Source organism: Streptomyces coerulescens, assembly GCF_042657965.1.
GTDB classification, from domain to species: Bacteria; Actinomycetota; Actinomycetes; order Streptomycetales; family Streptomycetaceae; genus Streptomyces; species Streptomyces coerulescens.
Map to the genome: position 1 here is coordinate 131,645 of NZ_JBHSKM010000046.1, position 20,970 is coordinate 152,614.

The window sequence follows — 20,970 nt, forward strand, 5'->3', positions numbered from 1 at the left end:
CCGCGAGCGGGCCCCCGGCCGTCAGGAGGGCCGGCCCGCCGCGGGGATCCACAGGGAGCCCTCCATGCCGAACCCGCACACCAGCCGACGGCGCTTCCTCGCCGGACTCGGCGCCACCGGCACCGCCGCGCTGCTCAGCGGCTGCGTCACCTCGACCTCGTCGTCGAAGTCCTCCTCCGACGGCGCGGTCACCCTCCAGTCCAACCTGTCCGCACCGCAGGCCAAGGCGGCGATGGAGGACCTCGTCGCCGCCTACGGCAAGAAGGACGCCGGCGACGTCAGCCTCAACACGGTCGCCGCGGAGACCTTCCGCACCCAGCTGCCGACGTACCTGACCTCCGCCAACCCGCCGGACGTCTACACCTGGTACCCGGGCTCGGTGGCGGACGCCTACGCCAAGAAGGACCTGCTGCTCGGCCTCGACGACCTCTGGGGCTCGACCGACCTCAAGCGCTACTCCAAGGCGCTGAACACGCTGTGCACGTCGAGCTCCGGCAAGAAGGTCTTCGTCCCCGCCACCTACTACTGGTGGGGCATGTTCTACCGGAAGTCCAACTTCGCCAAGTGGGGTGTGAGCGAGCCGAAGAGCTGGGACGACTTCCTCGACCTGTGCGACAAGCTCAAGAGCAAGGGCATCCCCCCGATCGGCCTGGGCGCCGGCGGCAACACCGCCTGGGTGGCCTCGGCCTGGTTCGACTACCTCGACATCCGGATCAACGGCGCCGAGTACCACCGTGAACTGCTGGCCGGAAAGCACCGCTTCGACGACCCCGAGGTCCGCAAGGTCTTCGACCGCTGGCAGGAGGTGCTGCCGTACTTCGATCCGAACGGCACCGCCGGCGCCTTCCAGGACGCCACGACCGCCCTGCTCAACGGCCGCAGCGGCATGATGCTGATCGGCACCTTCTTCGCCGACGCGGCCCCCAAGGACGCCCTCGACGACATCGACTTCTTCCGCTTCCCGATCATCGACCCGAAGGTCCCGCTCGCCGAAGAGGCCCCCACCGACGGCTACTTCGCCAGCGCCCGCACCGGCCGCAAGGACGGAGTCCTCGACCTGCTCGGCTACCTCGCCACCGCCGAGGCGCAGGAGATCTACATCAAGGGCTCCTCCGGCACCGTCCTGCCCTGCCACCCCGACGCCAAGGACTCCGGCACCCCGCTGGTGAAGAAGGGCCGCAAGCACATCGAGGAGGCGGCCGAGATCACCCAGTTCTTCAACCGCGACTCCAGCGACGCCCTCCAGCCCACCGCCGACACCGCGCTGACCAAGTTCCTCGCCAAGCCCAAGGAGATCGGCTCCATCCTCACCGACTGGCAGCGCGAAGCCGAGAAGATCTGGAACGCCTGACATGGCCGTCCTGACCGCCCCCCACCGCAAGTCTCCGGTCCCGGCGCCGTCCCGTGGCGGCCGGGCCCGGGGACCCCGGCGCACACCCCCGCTGGTGCTCGCCTTCGTCCTCGTCCCGCTGCTCGCCGAGGCGGTGTGGGTGTTCTGGCCCGCGCTCCAGGGCTTCTACCTCGCCCTGACCAGCTGGGACGGCGTGTCGGCACCGAAGTTCGTCGGCCTGGACAACTTCCGCGAGATGGCCGGCGACGACGTGTTCCGCGGCGCCGTCGGCCACACCGTGCTCTGGCTGGTGCTGTTCGGCGGCCTGTCCGCCCTGCTCGGCCTCGCCGCCGCGATGCTGCTCCAGCAGGAGCGGCGCGGCGTCGGCTTCTACCGCGCCGCCCTCTTCCTGCCCGTCGTGTTCTCGCTCGTCGCCACCGCCCTGGTCTGGCAGGCCATCTACCAGCCCGACGGCGTCCTCAACCAGCTCCTCGAGTCCGTCGGCCTCGGCGGCCTGCGGCATGCCTGGCTCGCCGACCAGGACACCGCCCTGTACGCGGTCATCGTGCCCGCGCTGTGGCGCCAGATCGGCTATGTGATGGTCCTGTACCTCGCCGGCCTCAAGGGCATCGACCCCGCCCTGTACGAGGCGGCCAAGGTCGACGGCGCGAGCGCCTGGCAGCGCTTCCGACACGTGACCCTGCCCCAGCTGCGCAGCGTCAACGCGGTCGTCCTGTCGGTCATCATCATCGACTCGCTGCGCTCCTTCGACGTCGTGTGGTCGCTGACCCGCGGCGGCCCCTACCACTCGTCCGAACTGCTGAGCACCTACATGTACTCGACGGCCTTCCAGTCCCTGCGACTCGGCTACGGCTCCGCGCTGGCCGTCGTCATCTTCGTGCTGGCGTTCGGCGTCATCGCCTCCTACCTCGTGCGAGCCTTCCGGGAGGCCGACTGATGTCCGCCAACTCCACGGCGGTGCGCCGCAAGCGGGCCACCACCGCCGGATTCCATCTCTCCGCCGGCGCTCTCGCGCTGCTGTGGCTGCTGCCCATCGCCCTGGTCGTGGTGACCAGCCTGCGCTCCTTCGACGACATCGCCGCGAACGGGCTCGGCAGTTGGCCCCACTCCTTCACCCTCGACAACTTCCGCCTGGCCTGGGTCGACGGCGGCCAGCAGCGCGCCCTGATCAACAGCCTGATCGTCACCGTGCCCTGCGTCCTGGTCACACTGGCCCTCGCGGCGATGGCCGCGTTCGCGCTCAGCCGCTACGAACTTCCCCTGCGCCGCTTCCTGTTGCTGCTCATGCTCGGCGGCAACCTGCTCCCACCGCAGATCCTGCTCATCCCCGTCTCCAAGCTCAGCGAACTGATGGGCGTCTACGACACGCTGCCCGCCCTGATCGGCGTGCAGATCGGATTCGGCGTCGGCTTCTACGTCTTCGTCCTGCACGGGTTCATGCGGTCCATCCCCGCCGAGATCCAGCAGGCGGCCGTCGTCGACGGAGCCGGGCCCTGGCAGATCTTCTGGCGGATCATCCTGCCCCTGACCCGGCCCGCCCTCGCCGCGCTCAGTGCCCTGTCGTTCACCTGGATCTTCAACGACCTGCTGTGGGCGATCACCGTGCTGCGCAGCGACACCAAGATGCCGATCACCGCCGCGCTCATCGGCCTCCAGGGCCAGTACGTCTCCATGTGGAACGTGATCGCCGCCGGCTCCGTCATCGCCGCCGCCCCCACCGTGGCCGTCTTCCTGCGCTTCCAGCGCCACTTCGTGGCCGGCCTGAACCTCGGAGCAGTCAAGTGACGCCGTACCAGCGCTGGACCCTGCGCACCGAGAACACCGGCTACACCGTCCGGCTGTCCCCGGACGGCCCATGGGCCGAGCTGGACGCCTGGGGACCGCACGGCGTGGAGAGCGGACCGTCGGCGCTCGACTGGTCGCACCGCACCCACTTCATCACGCCCGCCGACGCCGCCCCCGCCGAGTATCTGCCGCACGGGCTACGGCCGTTCAACGGAGCGGACCTCGTCGCCGAGCGTACGGACGGCGAGCGGGACGTCTGGTGGGACTTCGAAGGGGTGGAGGAGACCGAGGGGAAGCTGCGGCTCGCGTTCACCGACGAGACCCTCGGGCTGCGCACGGTCCTCTGCTACGAGACCGTGCCGGGCACCGATGTGATCCTGCGCTGGACCGAGCACACCGCCTCGCGGGAACTGCGCCTCGAACGCCTCGACTCGGCGGCCGTGAATGTGCCCGTCACCACCGGGGCACGCCTGACCTACCTCACCGGCCAGTGGTCACAGGAGTTTCAGCGCACCCAACTCGCCCTGACCCGAGGCACGTTCACCATGGGCAGCACCCAGGGCGTACCCGGCCACGCCTACGTCCCCTGGCTCGCCGTACAGGACCTGGCCTCGGAAGACGCCCCCGCCTACGGTGTGGCCCTGGAGTGGTCCGGCAACTGGCACATCACCGCCGAGGCCGAGCCCGGCGGCGCGATCCGGGTGCGCGCCGGACGCGTCCCGCACGAGGGAGCCGTGACCCTGGCGCCGGGCGCCACCCTGGCCACGCCCCGTCTGGCCTGCGCGTTCAGCCCGGACGGACTCGACGGACTGTCCCGGGTCTGGCACCGCTACGACCGCCACCTCTCCGGCGACCGTCTGCACCGCACCCGCAAGGTCCTCTACAACTCGTGGGAGGCCACCGGCTTCGACGTCGACGCCGCCGGCCAGCTCGAACTCGCCAAGACGGCAGCCGACATCGGCGCCGAACTGTTCGTCGTGGACGACGGCTGGTTCACCGGCCGCCGCGACGACACCGGCGGACTCGGCGACTGGTACCCGGACCCGGCCGCCTTCCCGCAGGGCTTCGACCGGTTCGTCGAGGACGTACGCGGCCTCGGCCTCGACTTCGGACTGTGGGTCGAGCCCGAATCGGTCAGCCCCGGCAGCCGGCTGCACGCCGAACACCCCGACTGGGTCTACCGCGTCGACGGCCGGCCCGCCCGGCTGGTCCGCAACCAGCTGTTGCTCGACCTCGGCCGCAGCGACGTCCAGGACTTCGTGATCGGCACCCTGGACCGGCTCCTGGGCACCTACGCCATCGGCTACCTCAAGTGGGACATGAACCGGCCGCCCACCGAACGCGGCCGCCCCGGCGCCGGGCACGTCGACCTCGACGCCGAGCACGTCGCCGGATACCTGCGTGTCCTGGACCACCTGCGCACCGCCCACCCCGACGTCACCGTCGAGGGCTGCGCCGGCGGGGGCGCCCGCATCGAGCACATGACGCTGGCCCGCACCGACGTCGTCTGGCCCAGCGACAACACCGCCCCGCTGGACCGGCTGAGCGTCCAGTACGGCTTCCTGCACGCTCACGCGCCGCACGTCATGAGCTCCTGGGTCACCGACGCGCCGGGCATCTTCGACCCGCGCCCGCGCAGTCTCGCGTTCCGCTTCGTCAACGCCATGTGCGGCGTGCTGGGCATCGGCGCCGACCTGTGTGCCTGGACCCCGGACCAGCGGGCCGAGGCCGCGCGGTGGATCGCCCGCTACAAAGAGGTGCGCGACGTCATCCACCACGGCGAGGCACGCCTGCTCGGCACCCCGGCGGACACCACCTGTGGTGTGCAGTACGACGCCGGTGAGCGCACGGTCGTCGCCGCGCTGAGCACGGGCCGCCTCGACGGCGCACCGCTCGTGCCCGGACGCCCCGACCGGCTCCGGCTGCGCGACCTGGACCCGGCGGCGCACTATCGGGACACGGCGACCGGGACGACGTACAGCGGAGCCCATCTGCTGCACTACGGGCTGCCTTTCGCCTGGAGTCGCGATCATGACGCCGACCTGGTGGTACTGAGACGCCGGTGAGCCGCATATGTTTCCCGGACGGCCCGCCCCCGCCCGCACCCGCTCACGAAGGAGCCGACCTGACGATGGACCAGTCCCCACGCCGGCACGGTGACCGCTTCGCCGGCCGCACCGCCGTGGTCACCGGCGCGGCCTCCGGCATCGGCGCCGCCACCGCCGTCCGTCTCGCCGAGGAGGGCGCCGCCGTGGTGCTCGCCGACATCGCCGAGGAGCACGGCACGGCGGTGGCCGTACGGATCGCGAAGGACGGTGGCCGGGCCCGGTTCGTGCGGGCCGACGTGGCGGCCGAGGACGACTGGCGCCGGATCGTGGCCGCCGCCCACGACTTCGGGCCCGTCGACGTCCTCGTCAGCAACGCCTACACGGTCGACGTCGCCCCGGCCGACGAGATGACCCTGGAGTCGTGGCAGCGGCAGCTGTCCGTCAACCTCACCGCGAGCTTCCTCGGCTTCCGGGCGGTCCTGCCCGACCTGCGCGAGCGGCGCGGCGCGACGGTGCTGACCTCGTCCGTCCACGCGCGCGTGGGCATCCCCGGACACCCCGCCTACGCCGCGTCCAAGGGCGCACTGCTCTCCCTGTGCGGTCAGCTCGCCGTCGAGTACGGGCCCGAGGTCCGCGTCAACGCCGTCGTCCCCGGGCCGATCCTGACCGCCGCCTGGGACCGGGTGCCGCCCGAGGACCGCGAGCGCAGCGTCGCCGAGACGGCGGCCCGCCGCTTCGGCACCCCCGAGGAGGTGGCCGCGGCCATCGCCTTCCTGAGCGCCGGCGAAGCCTCCTACATCACCGGCACGAGCCTCGTCGTGGACGGGGGCTGGAGCGTCGTGAAGGCCTCGGCATGACCGGCACCCCCCTGCGCACCCTTCAGCAGAAAGGCTGTACGACATGACGCCCTACGCCCGCCGCGGCGTGCACGGCCAGACCGTGGAGGCCCTCGCCCGCCGCATCCTGGGCGGCAGGATCCCCGAGGGAGCCACACTCGACCTGGTGGCGCTCCAGAGCGAGTTGGACGTCAGTCTCACCGCGCTGCGCGAGTCCCTGAAGGTGCTCGCCGCCAAGGGCATGGTCGACGCCCGGCAGAAACGCGGCACGTTCGTCCGCGCCCGCGCCGACTGGAACCTCCTCGACGCCGACGTACTGCGCTGGCAGTTCGAGGGCGCCGACGAAGGCACCGACGCCGACCGGACGCTGCTGCGCAATCTCGCCGAGGTCCGCGCCATCGTCGAACCGGCCGCCGTGCGCCTGGCCGCCGAACGCCGCACCGACGCCGACCTCGCGGCCCTGGAAGCGGCCCTGGACGCGATGGGCGGGCAGGACACCGACCCCGGGCAGGCCGTGGAGGCCGACCTCGCCTTCCACCGTGCACTGCTGACGGCCACTCACAACGAACTGCTGGAACGCATGGAGATGGTCATCGAACCGGGTCTCGCCCACCGCGACCGCATCGTGCACAGCCACCCCCACAGCGAGGATCCCGTACCGGCCCACCGCGCCGTCCTGGACGCCGTACGCGAGCGGGACGCGGCCGCCGCCGAGACGGCGATGCGGGCCCTGCTCGTGCAGGCCGGGCGCGACCTGGACCGTATCGACGGCCCCGACGACACGAAAGGCACCGGCGGCAAGTGAAGATCACGCGCATAGAAACCTTCCTGGTACCGCCGCGCTGGTTGTTCTGCCGGATCGAGACCGACGACGGCGTGGTCGGCTGGGGCGAACCCGTCGTCGAGGGCAGGGCCGAGGTGGTCCGCGCCGCCGTGGACGTCCTCGCCGAGCACCTCGTCGGTCAGGACCCGCTGCGCATCGAGGACCACTGGCAGGTGCTCACCAAGGGCGGCTTCTACCGTGGCGGACCGGTCCTGTCGAGCGCCGTCGCCGGCATCGACCAGGCCCTGTGGGACATCGCAGGCAAGACCTACGGCGCCCCCGTGCACGCCCTGCTCGGCGGGCCGGTGCGCGAGCGGGTCCGCGTCTACGCCTGGGTCGGCGGCGACGAACCGGCCGAGCTCACCGAGCAGATCACCGCCCAGGTCGAGGCGGGGTTCACCGCGGTCAAGATGAACGCGGCCGGCGCCACCTCGCCGATCACCACCGCGGCCGAGACCGCAGCCGTCGTCGCACGCGTGGCCGCCGCCCGTGAGGCCCTCGGCCCGGACCGGGACGTCGCCGTCGACTTCCACGGCCGCTTCAGCGCCGCGAGCGCCCGCCGCGTGCTGGCCGAACTCGCCCCGCTGCACCCGCTGTTCGTCGAGGAACCCGTCGTCCCCGAGCACGCCCACCTGCTGCCCGGCCTGGTCGCCTCGACGCCGATCCCCCTCGCCACCGGCGAACGCCTCTACTCACGCGCCGAGTTCCTGCCCGCCCTCTCCGCAGGCATAGCCGTCGCCCAGCCCGACCTGTCCCACGCCGGTGGCATCTCCGAGGTCCACCGGATCGCCTCCCTCGCCGACACCTACGGCGCGCAGCTCGCCCCGCACTGCCCGCTCGGCCCCATCGCGCTGGCCGCGAGCCTCCAAGTGGCGTTCGCGACACCGAACTTCCTCATCCAGGAGCAGAGCCGCGGCATCCACTACAACAAGGACGCGGACCTGCTGTCCTACCTCGCCGACCCCGCCCCGTTCCGGTTCGTGGACGGCCACGCGCCCCGCAACGACGCCCCCGGCCTGGGCATCACCATCGACGACGCCGCCGTACGCGCGGCCGACCGCTCCGGACACGCCTGGCGCAACCCGGTCTGGCGCCATTCCGACGACTCCTTCGCCGAGTGGTGACGTAGGTGCTTTCCTTCACCACCGACGCCGCGCACGGCGGGCGCTGGACGTCCCTGCGCTCGCCCTCGCGCGAATGGCTCTGGCAGCGTCCGGCACCGGAACGGGACAAGGCGGCACCCGGCGACGCCTTCGTGGACGCGGGCGGGCTGGAGGAGTGCATCCCCACCGTGCGTGGCCTGCCCGACCACGGCGACGTCTGGTCCCGCGCCTGGACCCGGACCGGCGACACGGAACACGTCCGGGGCGAGTCGTTCACCCTGGCGCGGACCATCAGTGCCACGGCCGACGGCGTGCGGGCCGACTACCTTCTCACCGCCGCGGCCGGGTTCCGCTTCGTGTGGGCGGCGCACGCCCTGCTCGACCTCTCCGAGCGTGCGACCCTGCACATGACCGACGGCGCCGCCACCCGCCTGTACCCCGAGGCCGCCCCGCTCCTGGGCGAGCCCTGGCCCGCCGACGCACCCTGGATCACCGGCCCGTGGCCCGCACCCCGCGGAGTGCCGATGGACCGACTCGGCCCCGACGACGGCACGGCCGTGGGAGCCGTCGTGGACACACCGCTGTGCTGCGTCCACGACGACGGAGACCGGCTCGCCCTCGAACTGCGGGCGGACGGACAGCCCGTGTCGATGGCCCTGTGGCGCAACCTCGGCGGCTTCCCGCAGCCGCACCCGTATCGGAGCACGGGCGTGGAGCCCATGCTCGGGCGCGTCTTCGACCTCGCCGAGGCGGGTCCCGGCGACGCCGCGCGCGTCCCACCGTCGGGCGAGGTCCGCTGGCGGCTCACGATCACCGGGGCCTGCCGCTGCCTCTCGACCCTCGTACCGAAGGAGCACCGTTCGTGGACCTGAAAGCCGCGCTGGCCACCCACCGCCTGGTCGCGATCGTGCGCGGCGACGACGCCGACGCCGCGCTGCGCACCGTGCTGGCCCTGGCCGAGGAGGGCATCGAACTGATCGAGGTCTCACTGTCCGGCAAGGACACCCTCTCCGTCATCGAACGCGCCCGCCACGCCCTCGGCCGAGACCACCCGCTCGGCGCCGGTACCGTCCTGACCGCCGAGGACGCCCGCGCCGCACATCGTGCCGGAGCCGACTTCGCGGTCACCCCGGGACTCGGCGACGGTGTCGTCACCGCACAGGAGTTGGGCCTGCCGGTCCTCGCCGGGGTGCTGACCCCGACCGAGGTCGTCGCCGCTCGCGCCCTTGGCGTGGCCGCGCTGAAGGTCTTCCCGATATCCCACTTCGGCGGAGCGGCGTATCTCAAGGCCCTGCGCGGCCCGTTCCCCGACGCGGCGTTCGTCCCGGTCGGCGGTGTCGACGAGGCCGTCGCCCGTGCCTGTCTCGCGGCCGGTGCCCTCGCGGTCGGCATCGGCTCACCCCTGATCGGGGACGCGGCCGACGGTGGCAGCATCGGCGAACTGAGGGAACGCGCCCGCCTGTTCCGCACCGTCGTGGCCGAGGCGGCGACGCCATGACCCCCGATCTGCGCGCCGCGCGCCCCGACCGCCTCGAACTGGGCGAGGGCATCCGCTGGACCGGCACGGACATCGTCCTCGTCGACATCCTCGCCGGCCGCCTCCTCGCTGCCCCGCACGAGCCGACGGCACCTCTGCGCACGCTGGCCCAACTCCCCGTCCCGCTGGGCGCCGTGGCCCCCGTCGCCGGACACCCCGACACCTGGATCGCTGCCGCCGGCACCGGCATCGCGCTGCTGCACGCCGACGGCACCCTCGACTGGCTGGCCCGGCCCGAGGACGACGCGCCGGTACCGATGCGCATGAACGACGCCGTCGCCGACCCGTTCGGCCGGTTCTGGGCCGGCAGCATGGCCTACGACGCCGACGAGGACGCCGGTTCCCTGTATCGCGTCGACCCGGACGGCACGGTCGTACGCGTCCTGGACGGCATCACCGTCCCCAACGGGCCCGCGTTCACGCCCGACGGCGGCGTGATGTACCTGGCGGACAGCGCCCGGGGCGTGGTCCGGCGCTATCCGGTGGACCCGGCCACCGGCGACCTCGGCGCGCCCGAGGACTTCGTGACGATCCGCGACGGCAGCCCCGACGGCATGACGGTCGACGCCGAAGGCGCCGTGTGGATCGCGGTCTGGGGCACCGGCACCGTACGCCGCCACCTGCCCGACGGCACGCCGGACCGCATCCTGCGGCTGCCGGCACGACAACCGGCCGGCGTGTGCCTGGCCCACGACGTCCTGCACATCACTACGGCCCGCGTGGGACTGGAGACGCCTGCCGAGGACGACGGTGCCCTGTTCACGGCCCGGGTGGAGGCCCCGGGTACGCCGACGCCCGCATGCCGTCTGGACACGGTTCGGCACCCTTCGGTTTTCGGGGAGCCGGCATGACCGGCGCAGCGCCTGTCAAGCCGACCCGCATGGAGGTGCCCGGTGCTTCGACGCCTGCGTGGCGCCTCGAAACGGTCCGGCCACGCTCGCCCCACGGGGAGTCGGCATGACCGGCACACCGACCACCGCGCCCTGGCGCCCCGCACCCGGCCCCGTCGTCTGTGTCGGGGAGACGATGGCGGCCCTCGCCCCCGACCCGCCGAGCCCCCTGCAGAGTGCGCCGGAGCTGCGGCTCTCGGTGGCAGGTGCGGAATCCAATGTCGCCATGTACCTTGCCGATCACGGCATACCCGTCGCCTGGCTCTCCGCTCTCGGGGACGACCCGCTGGGCCACCGCGTCCGTGCCACGGTCGCCGCGTCGGGCGTCGATGTGTCGTACGTGCGTACCGACCCCCGCCGCCCGACCGGCCTGCTGGTGAAGGACCCGGGCCCCGACGGAACGCGCGTGCACTACTACCGGCGCGGCTCGGCCGCCTCCGCTCTCGGCCCCGGCCTGCTGGACTGCCCGGCGCTGCGTACGGCCGCGCTGGTGCATCTGACCGGCATCACCCCGGCGCTGTCCGCGTCCTGCAGCGACCTGGTGAACCGGGCGCTGGCCGCTGGGCCCGGCGGTCGCCCGTACGCGGTCAGTTTCGACGTCAACCACCGCGCCGCCCTCTGGCCTGACGGCACCGCCCCGAAGGTGCTGCGGGAACTGGCCGACCGGGCCGACATCGTCTTCGTCGGCCTGGACGAGGCGCAGGCGCTGTGGGGCGAGCATCTGACCGCACAGGCCATTCGGGAGGAGCTGCCGCATCCGCGGATCCTCGTCGTCAAGGACGGGGCGAACGCCGCGACCGCGTTCACCGGCGAGGGCACCGTCATCGTGCCGGCACCGCGCGCGACGGTGGTGGAGAGCGTGGGCGCCGGCGACGCCTTCGCAGCGGGCTTCCTCGCGGGTCTCCTGCGGGGCGCGGGCACGACCGGGGCCCTGCGGCTGGGCCACATCACCGCCGCGTCCGCCCTCCAAGTGACGGGAGACCACGGCCCGTTGCCCGACCCGGCCGAGACGGAGGCACTGCTCGCCCTGTCCGCGCGGGAGTGGGCGGCACGCGCGCGGGTGGCGCCGTCGGCCTGAGCTCCCCGCCGCTCGGCGCGCGACAGATGATTCGCCCGCCTATGCTCCATTTGTGTGACGACTATCTTCCAAGAGCTGGTGGCGAAGGAGCGCGCGGCGGAGCAGGCCCACAGCCGCGTCGAGGAACTGCGCGGTATGTATGGGCCGCCGACCCAGCAGGGCGGCTGGAGTCCCCGGCAGACCGAGACCTACAACACCGCCCTGCGGGCCTGGCGGGACCTGGCCCGGGAGGTACAGGTCGCGATGGCCGACTACGCCAGGGAGCGGGGCCAGACGCGCAGCGACGTCGAGGATCAGGTGCACAAGGCGGTCCTGCAGACGGACAGGGGCGGCGCCGGGGCGTAGCGGAGCGGGCTCCCGGCGCCCGCCGTCCCTCCTCTTGACGCAGTCAGTCTCGTTACGCAACTCTGGACGTCAATGGCCTTCAATGAAGAAGGGGTTGGTGCGGGGTGGAGTGGACGGGCGCACGCTATGCGGACAAGCCCACGGTCGAGGTCCGGGCATGGATCGACGCGCCGCCCGAGCGGGTGTGGGAGATCGTCTCCGATGTGTCGCTGATGCCTGGCATGAGTGACGAGCTCCAGTCGGTCCACTGGCTCGACGGCGAGTCCCGGCCCGCCGTGGGCGCCCGCTTCGTCGGCCGCAGCAGACACGAGGCCCTGGGGGAGTGGGAGACCACCTCGCACGTCATCGAGTGCGAGTCCCCGCGCGTCATCGCCTGGGCCGTCGACGACCCGTCCCGGCCCGCCGCCGTATGGCGCTTCCGGCTCGAGGGCAAGGACGACGGGACCGAACTGTCGGAGTGGATGCAGCTGGGACCCGGCCGGTCCGGCCTGTCCTTCGCCATCGACGAGATGCCGGACAAGGAGCAGAAGATCGTGTTCGTGCGTATGCGGGAGTTCGAGCGCAACATGACCATCACCCTGGGGCGTATCAAGCGGCTGGCGGAGGAGCGATGAGGACCGCGACGACGATCGAGGCGTCCGGTCTCGGCTCCTGGCGGCAGCAGGCGGACTTCGTCGCGGAGGCGGAGCGGCTCGGCCTCGACATCTGCTGGGTCGCCGAGGCATGGGGCTCGGACGCGCCCTCCGCCCTGGGGTACTACGCCGCCCGCACCGAGCGCATGCTCCTGGGCTCCGGCGTGATGCAGGTCGGCACCCGGACACCCGTGTCCCTCGCACAGACGGCGATCACTCTCTCCAACCTGTCCCAGGGACGCTTCCTGCTGGGCCTCGGCCCCTCCGGCCCCCAGGTGATGGAGGGCCTGCACGGCGTCCCCTTCGCCCGCCCCCTGGCCCGCGTCCGCGAAACGGTCGAGATCGTGCGGCAGGTCCTCGACGGCGGCAAGATCGACCACTCCGGCGAGGAGTACCGCATCCCGCTGCCCGGCGGGGACGCCGTACCCATGAAGCTGTCGATGCGGGCCGAACACCCCGTGCCGATCTACCTGGCCGCCCTGTCACCGGCCATGCTCCGGCTCACGGGCGAGGTCGCCGACGGCTGGCTCGGCACCAGCTTCGTGCCCGAGGGAGCGGCGGACGCCTACTTCGCCCCGCTGGACGAGGGACTGGCCCGCGGCGGACGCACCCGCGCCGAACTGGACGTCTGCCAGGGCGCCGAGGTGGCCTTCGCCCCCGACGAGGAGGCGCTCGGCGCCATGGTGGCCGGCCGCAAGAAGGAACTCGCCTTCAGCCTCGGCGGCATGGGCTCGGCGTCCACCAACTTCTACAACCGCGCCTACAGCCGCCAGGGCTGGGCCGACGTCGCCGCGGAGGTACGGCAGCGCTGGCAGGCCGGGGACCGGGACGGCGCAGCCGCGCAGGTCACCGACGACATGGTCCTCGCGACGACCCTGATCGGCACCGAGGACATGGTCCGTGAGCGGCTGCGCGTCTGGCGCGACGCCGGCGTGGACACCGTCCGCCTGTACCCGGCCGGTGCCGACCTGACCGCCCGCCTAGACACCCTGGGCCGCGCGATCGAACTGGTCCACGAGATCGGAGAGCGGGCATGAGCGCGCGTACGTCCTTCGCGAACTGGCCGTGCTCCATCGCGCGGACCCTGGACGTGGTCGGCGACGCCTGGACCCCGCTGGTCCTCAGGGAGGCGTTCTACGGCAGCCGCCGATTCGACGAGTTCCAGAGCGAGTTGCGGATCGCCCGGAACACGCTCACCGACCGGCTCCGCCGGCTCGTCGAGGCCGGGCTGCTGGAGAGACGGCTCTACGAGAGCGAGCCGCCCCGGCACGAGTACCTGCTGACCGAGCAGGGCAGGGACCTCTTCCCCGTGCTCGCCGCGATGGCCCACTGGGGCGATCGCTGGCTCGCCGGCTCCGAGGGGCCGCCGATCACCCTGCACCACGAGGCATGCGGCCACGACGCGCACGCCGAGGTGGTCTGCTCCGCCTGCGGCGAACCGCTGCACGCCGACGACACCGTCGCCCGGCTCGGCCCCGGCTACCCGGAGCGGCTCAGGTCCCGGCCCGACGTGCGACGCCGCTTCGCACCGGAGTGACGGGAGCCGGCCGACGTCACCGGATGCGGTGCTGCTTCCAGAAGGGCTTGAGGTCCTGGTCCGTCATGGACTGAGCGGCCTTCTTGAAGGCGGCCGTGGTGGAGACGCCGTACCAGTGGTCACGGGCGTACCGCTCGAGGAGCCGGGTCATGGTGTCCGCGCCGAGCGTGCGTTCCAGGTCCGCGAGCGCACAGGAGCCGGCCGTGTAGACCAAGTGGTACTCGCCCCGGTGCGCGGCCCAGTACGCCATCGAGTCGGTCAGCGCCGCACCGTCGTTCGGCCAGTCCGCCTCCGACCAGCAGTCGCGGGTGTCCCAGCCGTAGAAGCGCGCGTTGGCGTACTGGGCGAAGCTCTCGTCCAGCCAGGGCGCGCCGTACTCGTCGTTGCCGACGATGCCGTACCACCACTGGTGGGCCACCTCGTGGACGACGGCACTGCCCTCCTCGGTGGTGCCCAGCAGGACCAGTCCCGGGTACTCCATGCCGCCGCCGAACCCGCTGGTCATCACCAGATCGATCTCGCCGTACGGGTAGCGGCCGAACTCCTCGCCGAACCGGTCCACGGCGGCTGCGCCGTCCGCACGAGACAGGCGTACGCCCGTCACGGAGGTCCCCGGCGCCCAGTACGACTTCACCCGCACGCCCCCGGGCGTGGTCTCCTGGGCGGTGCGGAAGGGGCCCGCCGCCCAGGCGAAGTCCCGGACCTGCCGCGCGACGCTCACCGTCAGGCTGCGGCCGGGCGTGACGGCACGGGTCGAGGTGCGGCCGGTCGCGGGGATCTTGAGGTGCGAGGGATGGTCGAGCGCCACGCGGAAGTCGCTCGCCAGGGTGTAGAAGCTCTCGCCCGTCGTCACATACGGATCGAGGTGCCACCCCTCGGCGTCGTGCACGGCGAGCACGGGCAGCGCGTTGCCCAGGAAGCGGAAGGCGCCCTCGCGGCCGAAACGGTCGTTGCGTTCGGGCACGGTGATCGACACGTCGAAGGAGACGGAGGCACGCTCGCCGTGCGCGAGCGGCCTCGGCAGGGCGATCCGCAGCGCCGTGCAGTCGACCGTCGGCCGGCCCGCGGTGCCTCCGCGCACCTTGGACACCCGGACCGCGGGTGGTGTGCCGTTGGTCGTGCCGCACTTGTCCACGCCATTGCCCCACAGGCGTACGTACACCTCCCGCAGCGGGTCGGTGGCGGCGTTGTGGAAGGACATCCGCTGCCGGCCGGTCCAGCGGGAGCCGTCCGCGTTGCCGCGCAGGGTCACGTCGTAGCGGGGTCGATCGGGTGTCGTCCGCTCGCCGCCGTCGGCCTGTGTCCTGGCCGTCGTACGGGCCTCGGACCCGGTTCCGCTCTGCGTCACGAGCAGCGCCAACAGGACAACGAGCAGACGGGCAACGGTCCTTGGAGTCCACGCCGGTAACGAGGGCATGGCAGCCGATCATGCCACAAGGCGTGAAGTATTGGCCCAGACTGGGGGAATGGAGTTCTTCTGCTACCACCGTGACCGGCCCGACTCACTGCCTCTGCGCGAGCGGCTGGTGGAGGAGCACTGGTCGTACATGGACCTGTTCGCGGAGCAGCTGATCGCGCGAGGTCCGACGTTCGCGTCGGACGGTGAGACGCCGACCGGCAGCGTGCACATCGTCGACCTGCCCGACCCCACCGCCGCCCGCGCGTTCGCCTTCGACGAGCCCAACTACCAGGCCGGTGTGTACCGGGACGTACTGCTGCGCAGGTGGCGCAACATGTTGGGCCGCAGTATGTGGGACTTCCCCGGCGGACGCAGCGAAGGCAACCGGTACCTGGTGCTGGGCCTCGGCCCGGACCGCGCGGCCGACCCGGCCGAACCACCCGAGAACGACGAACTCATCGCGTACGGACCGCTGCTGTCCGACGACGGCACCGCCTGGCTCGGTACGGCTGCACTGGTGCGTGCACCGGACGCGGAGACGGCGCGCACCGTACTCAAGCCCGACCTGTACGCCGAGGTCGAGGTCCACGACTGGGAGTTCGGCGGGCGCCGCTGAGGGCTTCAGACCAGCGGCGGTCGCAGGGTCGCGGGCGTGGGGCCGTCGGGGCGGACCGTGATGCCGTACGTCGCCTTCGCGGGGGTGGCGGAGAACGCCACGACGTGGGCCGGCAGCAGATGTTCGAGCAGGACGGTCGATTCGCGGAGCGCGAACTGCATGCCCAGGCAGGTGCGGGGACCGATGCCGAAGGGGAAGTAGGCCCCGGTGTGGGTGGGCCGGCCGTCCGGGGTGCGGAAGCGCCGAGGGTCGAAGTGCTCCGGATTCGGCCACAGTTCGGGATCGCGGTGGGTGAGATACGGGCACACCAGGAGGTCGGTGCCCGCCTCGACCCGGTAGCCGTCGAGGGTGTCGTCCTCGGCGGCGTGCCGGGGCAGGATCCACGCGGACGGGTACAGCCGCAGCGTCTCGTGGACCAGTGCCTGGATGGCCTGGCGGCGTTCCTCGGAGTCCTCCTCGCCGGCGGCGAGCGCCTCTTCGCGGGCCGCCGGATGCCGGTCGAGAAGCAGGTACAGCCAGGTCAGCGTGCTGGCCGTGGTCTCATGACCGGCCGCGAGCAGCGTCACCAGCTCGTCCCGGATCAGCCGGTCCGTGTACTCGGGCCGCTCGGCGGCGGCTTCGGTGAGGACGTGCAGCAGGCCCGGCCCGTCGGGGCCGGCCTTCCCGCCGCGGGCGGCCTCGATCGTGTGCCGGGCCACCGCGTCGATCCGGGCGAGATCGGCGGCGACGGCCGCCCTGGCCTCCTCCGCGTCGGCGGGCAGGGCCGGCAGGGCGGCCCCCACGGTTTCCACGGCCTCCAGCTCACGCTGGGTCTCGTCGTCGAGGGGGTGGCCCGTGAGGGAGCGCCAGATGGCGTCCAGGGCGAAGCGGTGCATCTCCCGCCCGACGTCCAGGGTCTGTCCGGTACGGGCGAACCCGGCCCAGCGCTCCGCGGTGACCCGGGCCGCCGCGGTGATCCGCCGGTCGTAGCGGCGCATCCCGGTTCCGGTGAACTGGGACTGAAGCAGCCGGCGTTGCCGCTTCCACGCCTCGCCCTCGGCGGACAGCACACCGTCGCCGACCAGCAGCCGGGCGCGGTGGGAGCGCTTGACGTACTGCTCCGGGTGGCGGGCGAGCACATGCTGGACGGCCCGCGGCTCGGTGACGAGAACGGTGCGGGCCGGCCCGATACGGAACGCGGCGACCCCGCCGACCCGCTCGCGCACCTGGGCCAGCAGCTCGATCAGTTCGCCGCCCGTCGAACGCCACCGCTCCACGAGCTCCGGTTCGGCTTCGGGCACCGGCCGGACCGTGCCGGGCGGGTGCGGGAGGGAGCCGGGGCCGGCTTCGGTGTCCATGGTCCATCTCCTGGGTGAGCAGCTGGAGTCAGGCGCGACGGCGCGCACCGACGCCACGGACTGTACGGGAGCGGACACGCCTGGTGGCAGTGGGGCCGGGGGCGCTCAGGAGCACGGACGCCGATGGGGCCACTCTCGGACCGCCGCTCAACCGGTGTGGGTCACCACGGCGTCGATGAGACGGGGCCACAGTTCGCGTGGGCGGTCGTGGCCCATGTCGGGGATCAGCAGGAGTTCGGCACCGGGAACGAGCTCCGCTGTGCGTTTCCCGCCGCTGGGGTCGATGAGCGTGTCGTCCAGGCCGTGGATCACCAGCGTCGGCACCCGCAGTTCGCGGAGTGCGTCGGCGCGTGAACCGCTGAGGATCATCGCTCCGAGCTGTCGTCCTGTCCCCGCGGGGTAGTAGGAGCGGTCGTAGCTCTCGGCGGCCGGTTCACGCAGCCTCGCAGCGTCGCCGTACCGCTTGGAGGCCCACACCAGCTCCTTCCCCGCCGCCTCGACGTAGCCCGCGCGGTCCGCGGGCCTCGGACCGAACAGCACCGCCTGGGCCTGCGGGCTGGGGCGGCCGTATTCGCTCTCGCCGGTCGAGGACATCATCGACGTCAGGGTCAGTACCCGCTCCGGGCAGGAGAGGGCCATCGTCTGGGCGATCATCCCTCCCATCGAGGCGCCGACCACATGGGCGCGTTCGATACCGAGCGCGGTGAGCAGGCCGAGTCCGTCGCCGGCCATGTCGACGAGCCGGTAGGGCACCATCGCGAGGGCGGCGGGAAGGTCCCCCGAGCTGACGGCGGCGATGAACTCGCCCATGTCGACGGGGTGATCGTCGAACTTGGTGGACAGCCCGCAGTCGCGGTTGTCGTACCGGATCACATAACGGCCGCGGTCCGCCAGCGCCCGGCAGAAGTCCCCGTGCCAGGCGAGCATCTGCGCCCCGAAACCCATCACGAGCAGGATCGGGGGGTCCCCGGGGTCGCCGAAGGTCTCGTATGCGAGGGACACCTCGGGAGACACGTCGACGACAGACATGCGCGGAGCCTGTCACGACCGGGCATGCAACGCATCCGGAATTCGCCGCGGGGCCTAGGAACCCGCCTGGTGCGACCGGCGCTCGGACCCCGGGGACGTTCGCTGCTCCGAGCTCCCCGTGAACGTCCCTGTCCCCTCCGGCTCCTCCGCCTCCTTCGGCGTCACCGCGCGCCCACCCGGATGGCGAACGGCGCACAGGAAGCCGACGGCCAGGGCGATGGCCATGCCGTAGAACACCCACTGGTTGGCCTCGGCGAAGTCCATGCGGATCGCGTTCATCGCGTTCCGCGTCGCCGTCGCGGCGGGCCCCGTCCCCGTGGGCGCACTGGAATCGCCGTTGCCCGTGATGGACTCGGTGATGTCGTGGGCGACGTCGTGCGCGACGTTCGAGGGCAGGCCGCGGGACTCCAGGGTGTTCACCACGTTGTTGTTGGTGACGTGGGTCAGGATCGTGCCGAAGACGGCAAGGCCCACGCTCGCCGCGAAGTTGCGTACGGTCTGGGTGACTCCGGTGACCTCGCCGTAGGAGGGACCGATGGCCCGGTTCACGGCGTCCGTGGAGGCGGGGGCCAGGATGAAGCCGATGCCCGCGCCGGCCAGGGCGGCGTACGGCCACTGGTCGTGCATGGAGAGGTCGGTGAGCTTGCCCGCCCACAGGGCGAATCCGACGGCGCCCACGATCGTGCCCATCTTCAGCGCCGGGCGCGCGCCCTGCTTGTCGAGGATCCGGCCGCCCCACTGCGAGGCGATGGCGAACCCGGCGAAGAAGTACAGCAGGAACAGCGCCGCCTGGTTGGGCGAGGCGCTCAGCGACACCTGGGCGTACACGGACGCGAAGAAGAACAGCGGCACGAAGGCGAGCATCGCGAAGAACAGCACCGCCGCGTCCACGGTGAACGCCTTGTCCCGGAACACCCGCAGATCGATCAACGGGTTCCGCACGCCCAGTTCGTACCGGACGAACGCGGCGAGAATCAGCAGGCCACCCGCGATGCACCCCCAAGTCGCGGCGCTGTCCCAGCCCCACGCCCAGGCCTGCTGGAAGCCCAGGACACACAGGCCCATGCCGACGGCCATCAGTACGGCGCCCGGTACGTCGAGGGTGCCGGGGCGGCGCCGGTCCGCGATACGTGCCCAGGCGGTGAGGGCGAGTGCCACGATCGCCACGGGAACGTTGACCCAGAACACCGCGCGCCAGGTCCACGCCGTCAGCCAGCCGCCCAGCAGCGGGCCGAGGGCGGTCAACGCGCCGGACAGCCCGAAGAACAGCGCCAGGGCACGGCCGCGCCGCTCGGGCGGGAACACCGCCACCACCACGGCCAGCGCCGCGGGGAAGAGCAGGGCCGCACCGAATCCCTGAGTCGCCCGGAAGGCGATCAGCCAGCCCTGTGCCGCGTCGCCCTTGGGGACACAGCCGCACAGCACCGACGAGATGACGAACACCAGAGTGCCGGCCACGACGACCCGGCGCGGCCCGTACAGGTCCGCCAGCCGGCCGCCCAGCGCGAAGAACGCGGCCAGGGACAGCAGATAGGCGTTCACGACCCACTGCATGCCGGAAGCCGACAGACCCAGTTCGCGGACGATGTCGGGGGCGGCGATGGAGACGATGGTCTGATCGATGAACGTCATCGCCACGGCGAACATCATCGCCGCGAGCGCCACGGTCTGTCGTGGTCCCGACCGGGATACGGACGTGGTCCCGCCACGCCCTGGAGACGTGCCACTCACCCGTCCAGTCTGCGACAGACGCGCGGACGTCGCATCATCAGCAAGGGACGTGACGGCCGAGGCGCTCGGCTCGACTGCGAGGGGATGCCGAACGGCCGCGAACCGACGTGCCGTCATTTCGCGGCGCCGGGCGCCCGCATGGCCCCGATGCCCCGTCCGCGGGTGGTCAACCCGCCTTGCTCACCGCGGCGTCGAGCATCGGACCGAGCTCCCGGGACACGGTCGTGAGCGGCCGTACGTCCCGCTCCGCCCGTGCCATCAGGATCGCCCCCTCCAAGGCGCTGATCATCAAGGTGGCGAGCCCCGCGGCCCGCTCCTCGGGCACGCCCGTCTCCACCAGGGCGCGGCCCACCGGGCCGGTCCAGGTGGCGAATGCGGCGGCCACCGCCTCCCGGGTGGAATCCGTGGACTCCGCGCAGTCCACCGTGGCCGCCGCCACGGGGCAGCCGCCCGCGAACCCCACGGCCTCGTACTCGTCGGTCCACTGGCGCACCATCTCCGCGAACAGCCCGCTCGGCGTCGGCTCGGGCAGTGCGGCCAGGAAGCGGGCGACCCGGTTGCCGGCGTACCGGCCCGCCCACCCGACGGCCTCGTTGACCAACTGCTCCTTGCCGCCGGGGAAGTAGTGCTGGAGCGAACCGCGCGGTGCCGAAGCGTGCGCGGCGACCTCGCGCATTCCCGTGGCGGCGACCCCGTCCCGCCGGATGAGCTGGGCCGCGCTGAAGACCATCCGCTCGCGTGGCCCCCGTTCGGACACCGCCATCCCGACCTCCGTCCCCGTCCACCCGCGATCCAGAAGCTACCCACCCCATCCTATGACAGCGGTCATATCGGCCGGTACTATGACCGCTGTCATAGCGGCGGTGGCCGTGACCACGACGGAAACGGAAGCG

General features: G+C 72.2%; 21 protein-coding genes. 16 read left to right on the top strand and 5 right to left on the bottom strand.

Going from position 1 to position 20,970, the window contains the following annotated elements; genetic code table 11:
- Positions 1–64: 64 nt before the first annotated feature.
- The 15 genes from ACFPQ9_RS41060 to ACFPQ9_RS41130 all read left to right on the top strand — a co-directional run bounded on the left by ACFPQ9_RS41060 (position 65) and on the right by ACFPQ9_RS41130 (position 13,965).
- A complete protein-coding gene (locus ACFPQ9_RS41060) occupies positions 65–1,351 on the top strand; it encodes an ABC transporter substrate-binding protein (protein ID WP_380864772.1) in 1,287 nt (428 codons plus the stop codon).
- Position 1,352: 1 nt separating this feature from the next.
- Positions 1,353–2,288, top strand: coding sequence for a carbohydrate ABC transporter permease (locus ACFPQ9_RS41065; RefSeq protein WP_380864773.1), 936 nt, complete (start codon positions 1,353–1,355; stop codon positions 2,286–2,288).
- On the top strand, positions 2,288–3,136 hold the full coding sequence (locus ACFPQ9_RS41070) for a carbohydrate ABC transporter permease (protein WP_380864775.1): 849 nt from the start codon (positions 2,288–2,290) through the stop codon (positions 3,134–3,136). Before ACFPQ9_RS41065 ends, ACFPQ9_RS41070 begins: the two co-directional genes overlap by 1 nt.
- Entirely contained in the window at positions 3,133–5,202 is a 2,070-nt protein-coding gene (locus ACFPQ9_RS41075; protein ID WP_380864777.1) for an alpha-galactosidase, read from the top strand. Before ACFPQ9_RS41070 ends, ACFPQ9_RS41075 begins: the two co-directional genes overlap by 4 nt.
- Before the next feature lie 65 nt (positions 5,203–5,267).
- On the top strand, positions 5,268–6,041 hold the full coding sequence (locus ACFPQ9_RS41080; protein WP_380864779.1) for an SDR family NAD(P)-dependent oxidoreductase: 774 nt from the start codon (positions 5,268–5,270) through the stop codon (positions 6,039–6,041).
- A gap of 43 nt (positions 6,042–6,084) precedes the next feature.
- Complete coding sequence (locus ACFPQ9_RS41085) at positions 6,085–6,825, top strand: FadR/GntR family transcriptional regulator (RefSeq protein WP_380864780.1); 741 nt, start codon at positions 6,085–6,087, stop codon at positions 6,823–6,825.
- Positions 6,822–7,967: a galactonate dehydratase gene (gene dgoD, locus ACFPQ9_RS41090; RefSeq protein ID WP_380864782.1), complete on the top strand. Its 1,146-nt coding sequence runs from the start codon at positions 6,822–6,824 to the stop codon at positions 7,965–7,967. Before ACFPQ9_RS41085 ends, dgoD begins: the two co-directional genes overlap by 4 nt.
- Positions 7,968–7,972: 5 nt before the next feature.
- A complete protein-coding gene (locus ACFPQ9_RS41095) occupies positions 7,973–8,818 on the top strand; it encodes a hypothetical protein (protein ID WP_380864784.1) in 846 nt (281 codons plus the stop codon).
- The gene (locus ACFPQ9_RS41100) at positions 8,809–9,444 is read left to right on the top strand and encodes a bifunctional 4-hydroxy-2-oxoglutarate aldolase/2-dehydro-3-deoxy-phosphogluconate aldolase (protein WP_380864786.1); all 636 of its coding nucleotides are present in this window, start codon (positions 8,809–8,811) and stop codon (positions 9,442–9,444) included. The genes ACFPQ9_RS41095 and ACFPQ9_RS41100 overlap by 10 nt, the downstream gene beginning before the upstream one ends.
- Positions 9,441–10,334 carry an SMP-30/gluconolactonase/LRE family protein gene (locus tag ACFPQ9_RS41105; RefSeq protein WP_380864788.1) on the top strand — a complete coding sequence of 298 codons (894 nt, stop codon included), beginning with the start codon at positions 9,441–9,443 and terminating at the stop codon, positions 10,332–10,334. Before ACFPQ9_RS41100 ends, ACFPQ9_RS41105 begins: the two co-directional genes overlap by 4 nt.
- Before the next feature lie 106 nt (positions 10,335–10,440).
- Entirely contained in the window at positions 10,441–11,451 is a 1,011-nt protein-coding gene (locus ACFPQ9_RS41110) for a sugar kinase (RefSeq protein WP_380864790.1), read from the top strand.
- 54 nt (positions 11,452–11,505) lie between these two features.
- A complete protein-coding gene (locus ACFPQ9_RS41115) occupies positions 11,506–11,796 on the top strand; it encodes a hypothetical protein (RefSeq protein WP_380864792.1) in 291 nt (96 codons plus the stop codon).
- Positions 11,797–11,900: 104 nt separating this feature from the next.
- The gene (locus ACFPQ9_RS41120) at positions 11,901–12,410 is read left to right on the top strand and encodes an SRPBCC family protein (protein WP_380864793.1); all 510 of its coding nucleotides are present in this window, start codon (positions 11,901–11,903) and stop codon (positions 12,408–12,410) included.
- Complete coding sequence (locus ACFPQ9_RS41125; protein WP_380864795.1) at positions 12,407–13,465, top strand: LLM class flavin-dependent oxidoreductase; 1,059 nt, start codon at positions 12,407–12,409, stop codon at positions 13,463–13,465. The genes ACFPQ9_RS41120 and ACFPQ9_RS41125 overlap by 4 nt, the downstream gene beginning before the upstream one ends.
- Positions 13,462–13,965, top strand: a complete 504-nt coding sequence (locus ACFPQ9_RS41130; protein ID WP_380864796.1) for a winged helix-turn-helix transcriptional regulator — start codon at positions 13,462–13,464, stop codon at positions 13,963–13,965. The genes ACFPQ9_RS41125 and ACFPQ9_RS41130 overlap by 4 nt, the downstream gene beginning before the upstream one ends.
- 16 nt (positions 13,966–13,981) lie before the next feature.
- Here ACFPQ9_RS41130 and ACFPQ9_RS41135 read toward each other — a convergent pair whose 3' ends face one another.
- A complete protein-coding gene (locus ACFPQ9_RS41135; protein ID WP_380864798.1) occupies positions 13,982–15,382 on the bottom strand; it encodes a M1 family metallopeptidase in 1,401 nt (466 codons plus the stop codon).
- 49 nt (positions 15,383–15,431) lie between these two features.
- Here ACFPQ9_RS41135 and ACFPQ9_RS41140 point away from each other — a divergent pair, with 49 nt between their 5' ends.
- Positions 15,432–15,980 (top strand): YciI family protein, encoded by a 549-nt coding sequence (locus tag ACFPQ9_RS41140; protein WP_380864800.1) that lies wholly within the window; start codon positions 15,432–15,434, stop codon positions 15,978–15,980.
- 5 nt (positions 15,981–15,985) lie between these two features.
- Here the strand turns inward: ACFPQ9_RS41140 and ACFPQ9_RS41145 are convergent, their stop codons facing one another.
- The 4 genes from ACFPQ9_RS41145 to ACFPQ9_RS41160 form a co-directional block, all read right to left on the bottom strand.
- The gene (locus ACFPQ9_RS41145) at positions 15,986–17,317 is read right to left on the bottom strand and encodes a cytochrome P450 (protein WP_380864801.1); all 1,332 of its coding nucleotides are present in this window, start codon (positions 17,315–17,317) and stop codon (positions 15,986–15,988) included.
- Positions 17,318–17,464: 147 nt separating this feature from the next.
- The gene (locus tag ACFPQ9_RS41150; protein ID WP_380864803.1) at positions 17,465–18,346 is read right to left on the bottom strand and encodes an alpha/beta fold hydrolase; all 882 of its coding nucleotides are present in this window, start codon (positions 18,344–18,346) and stop codon (positions 17,465–17,467) included.
- A 54-nt stretch (positions 18,347–18,400) separates the two neighbouring features.
- On the bottom strand, positions 18,401–19,996 hold the full coding sequence (locus tag ACFPQ9_RS41155; RefSeq protein ID WP_380864989.1) for an MFS transporter: 1,596 nt from the start codon (positions 19,994–19,996) through the stop codon (positions 18,401–18,403).
- A 247-nt stretch (positions 19,997–20,243) separates the two neighbouring features.
- Positions 20,244–20,840, bottom strand: coding sequence for a TetR/AcrR family transcriptional regulator (locus ACFPQ9_RS41160; RefSeq protein WP_380864805.1), 597 nt, complete (start codon positions 20,838–20,840; stop codon positions 20,244–20,246).
- Positions 20,841–20,970 lie beyond the last annotated feature (130 nt).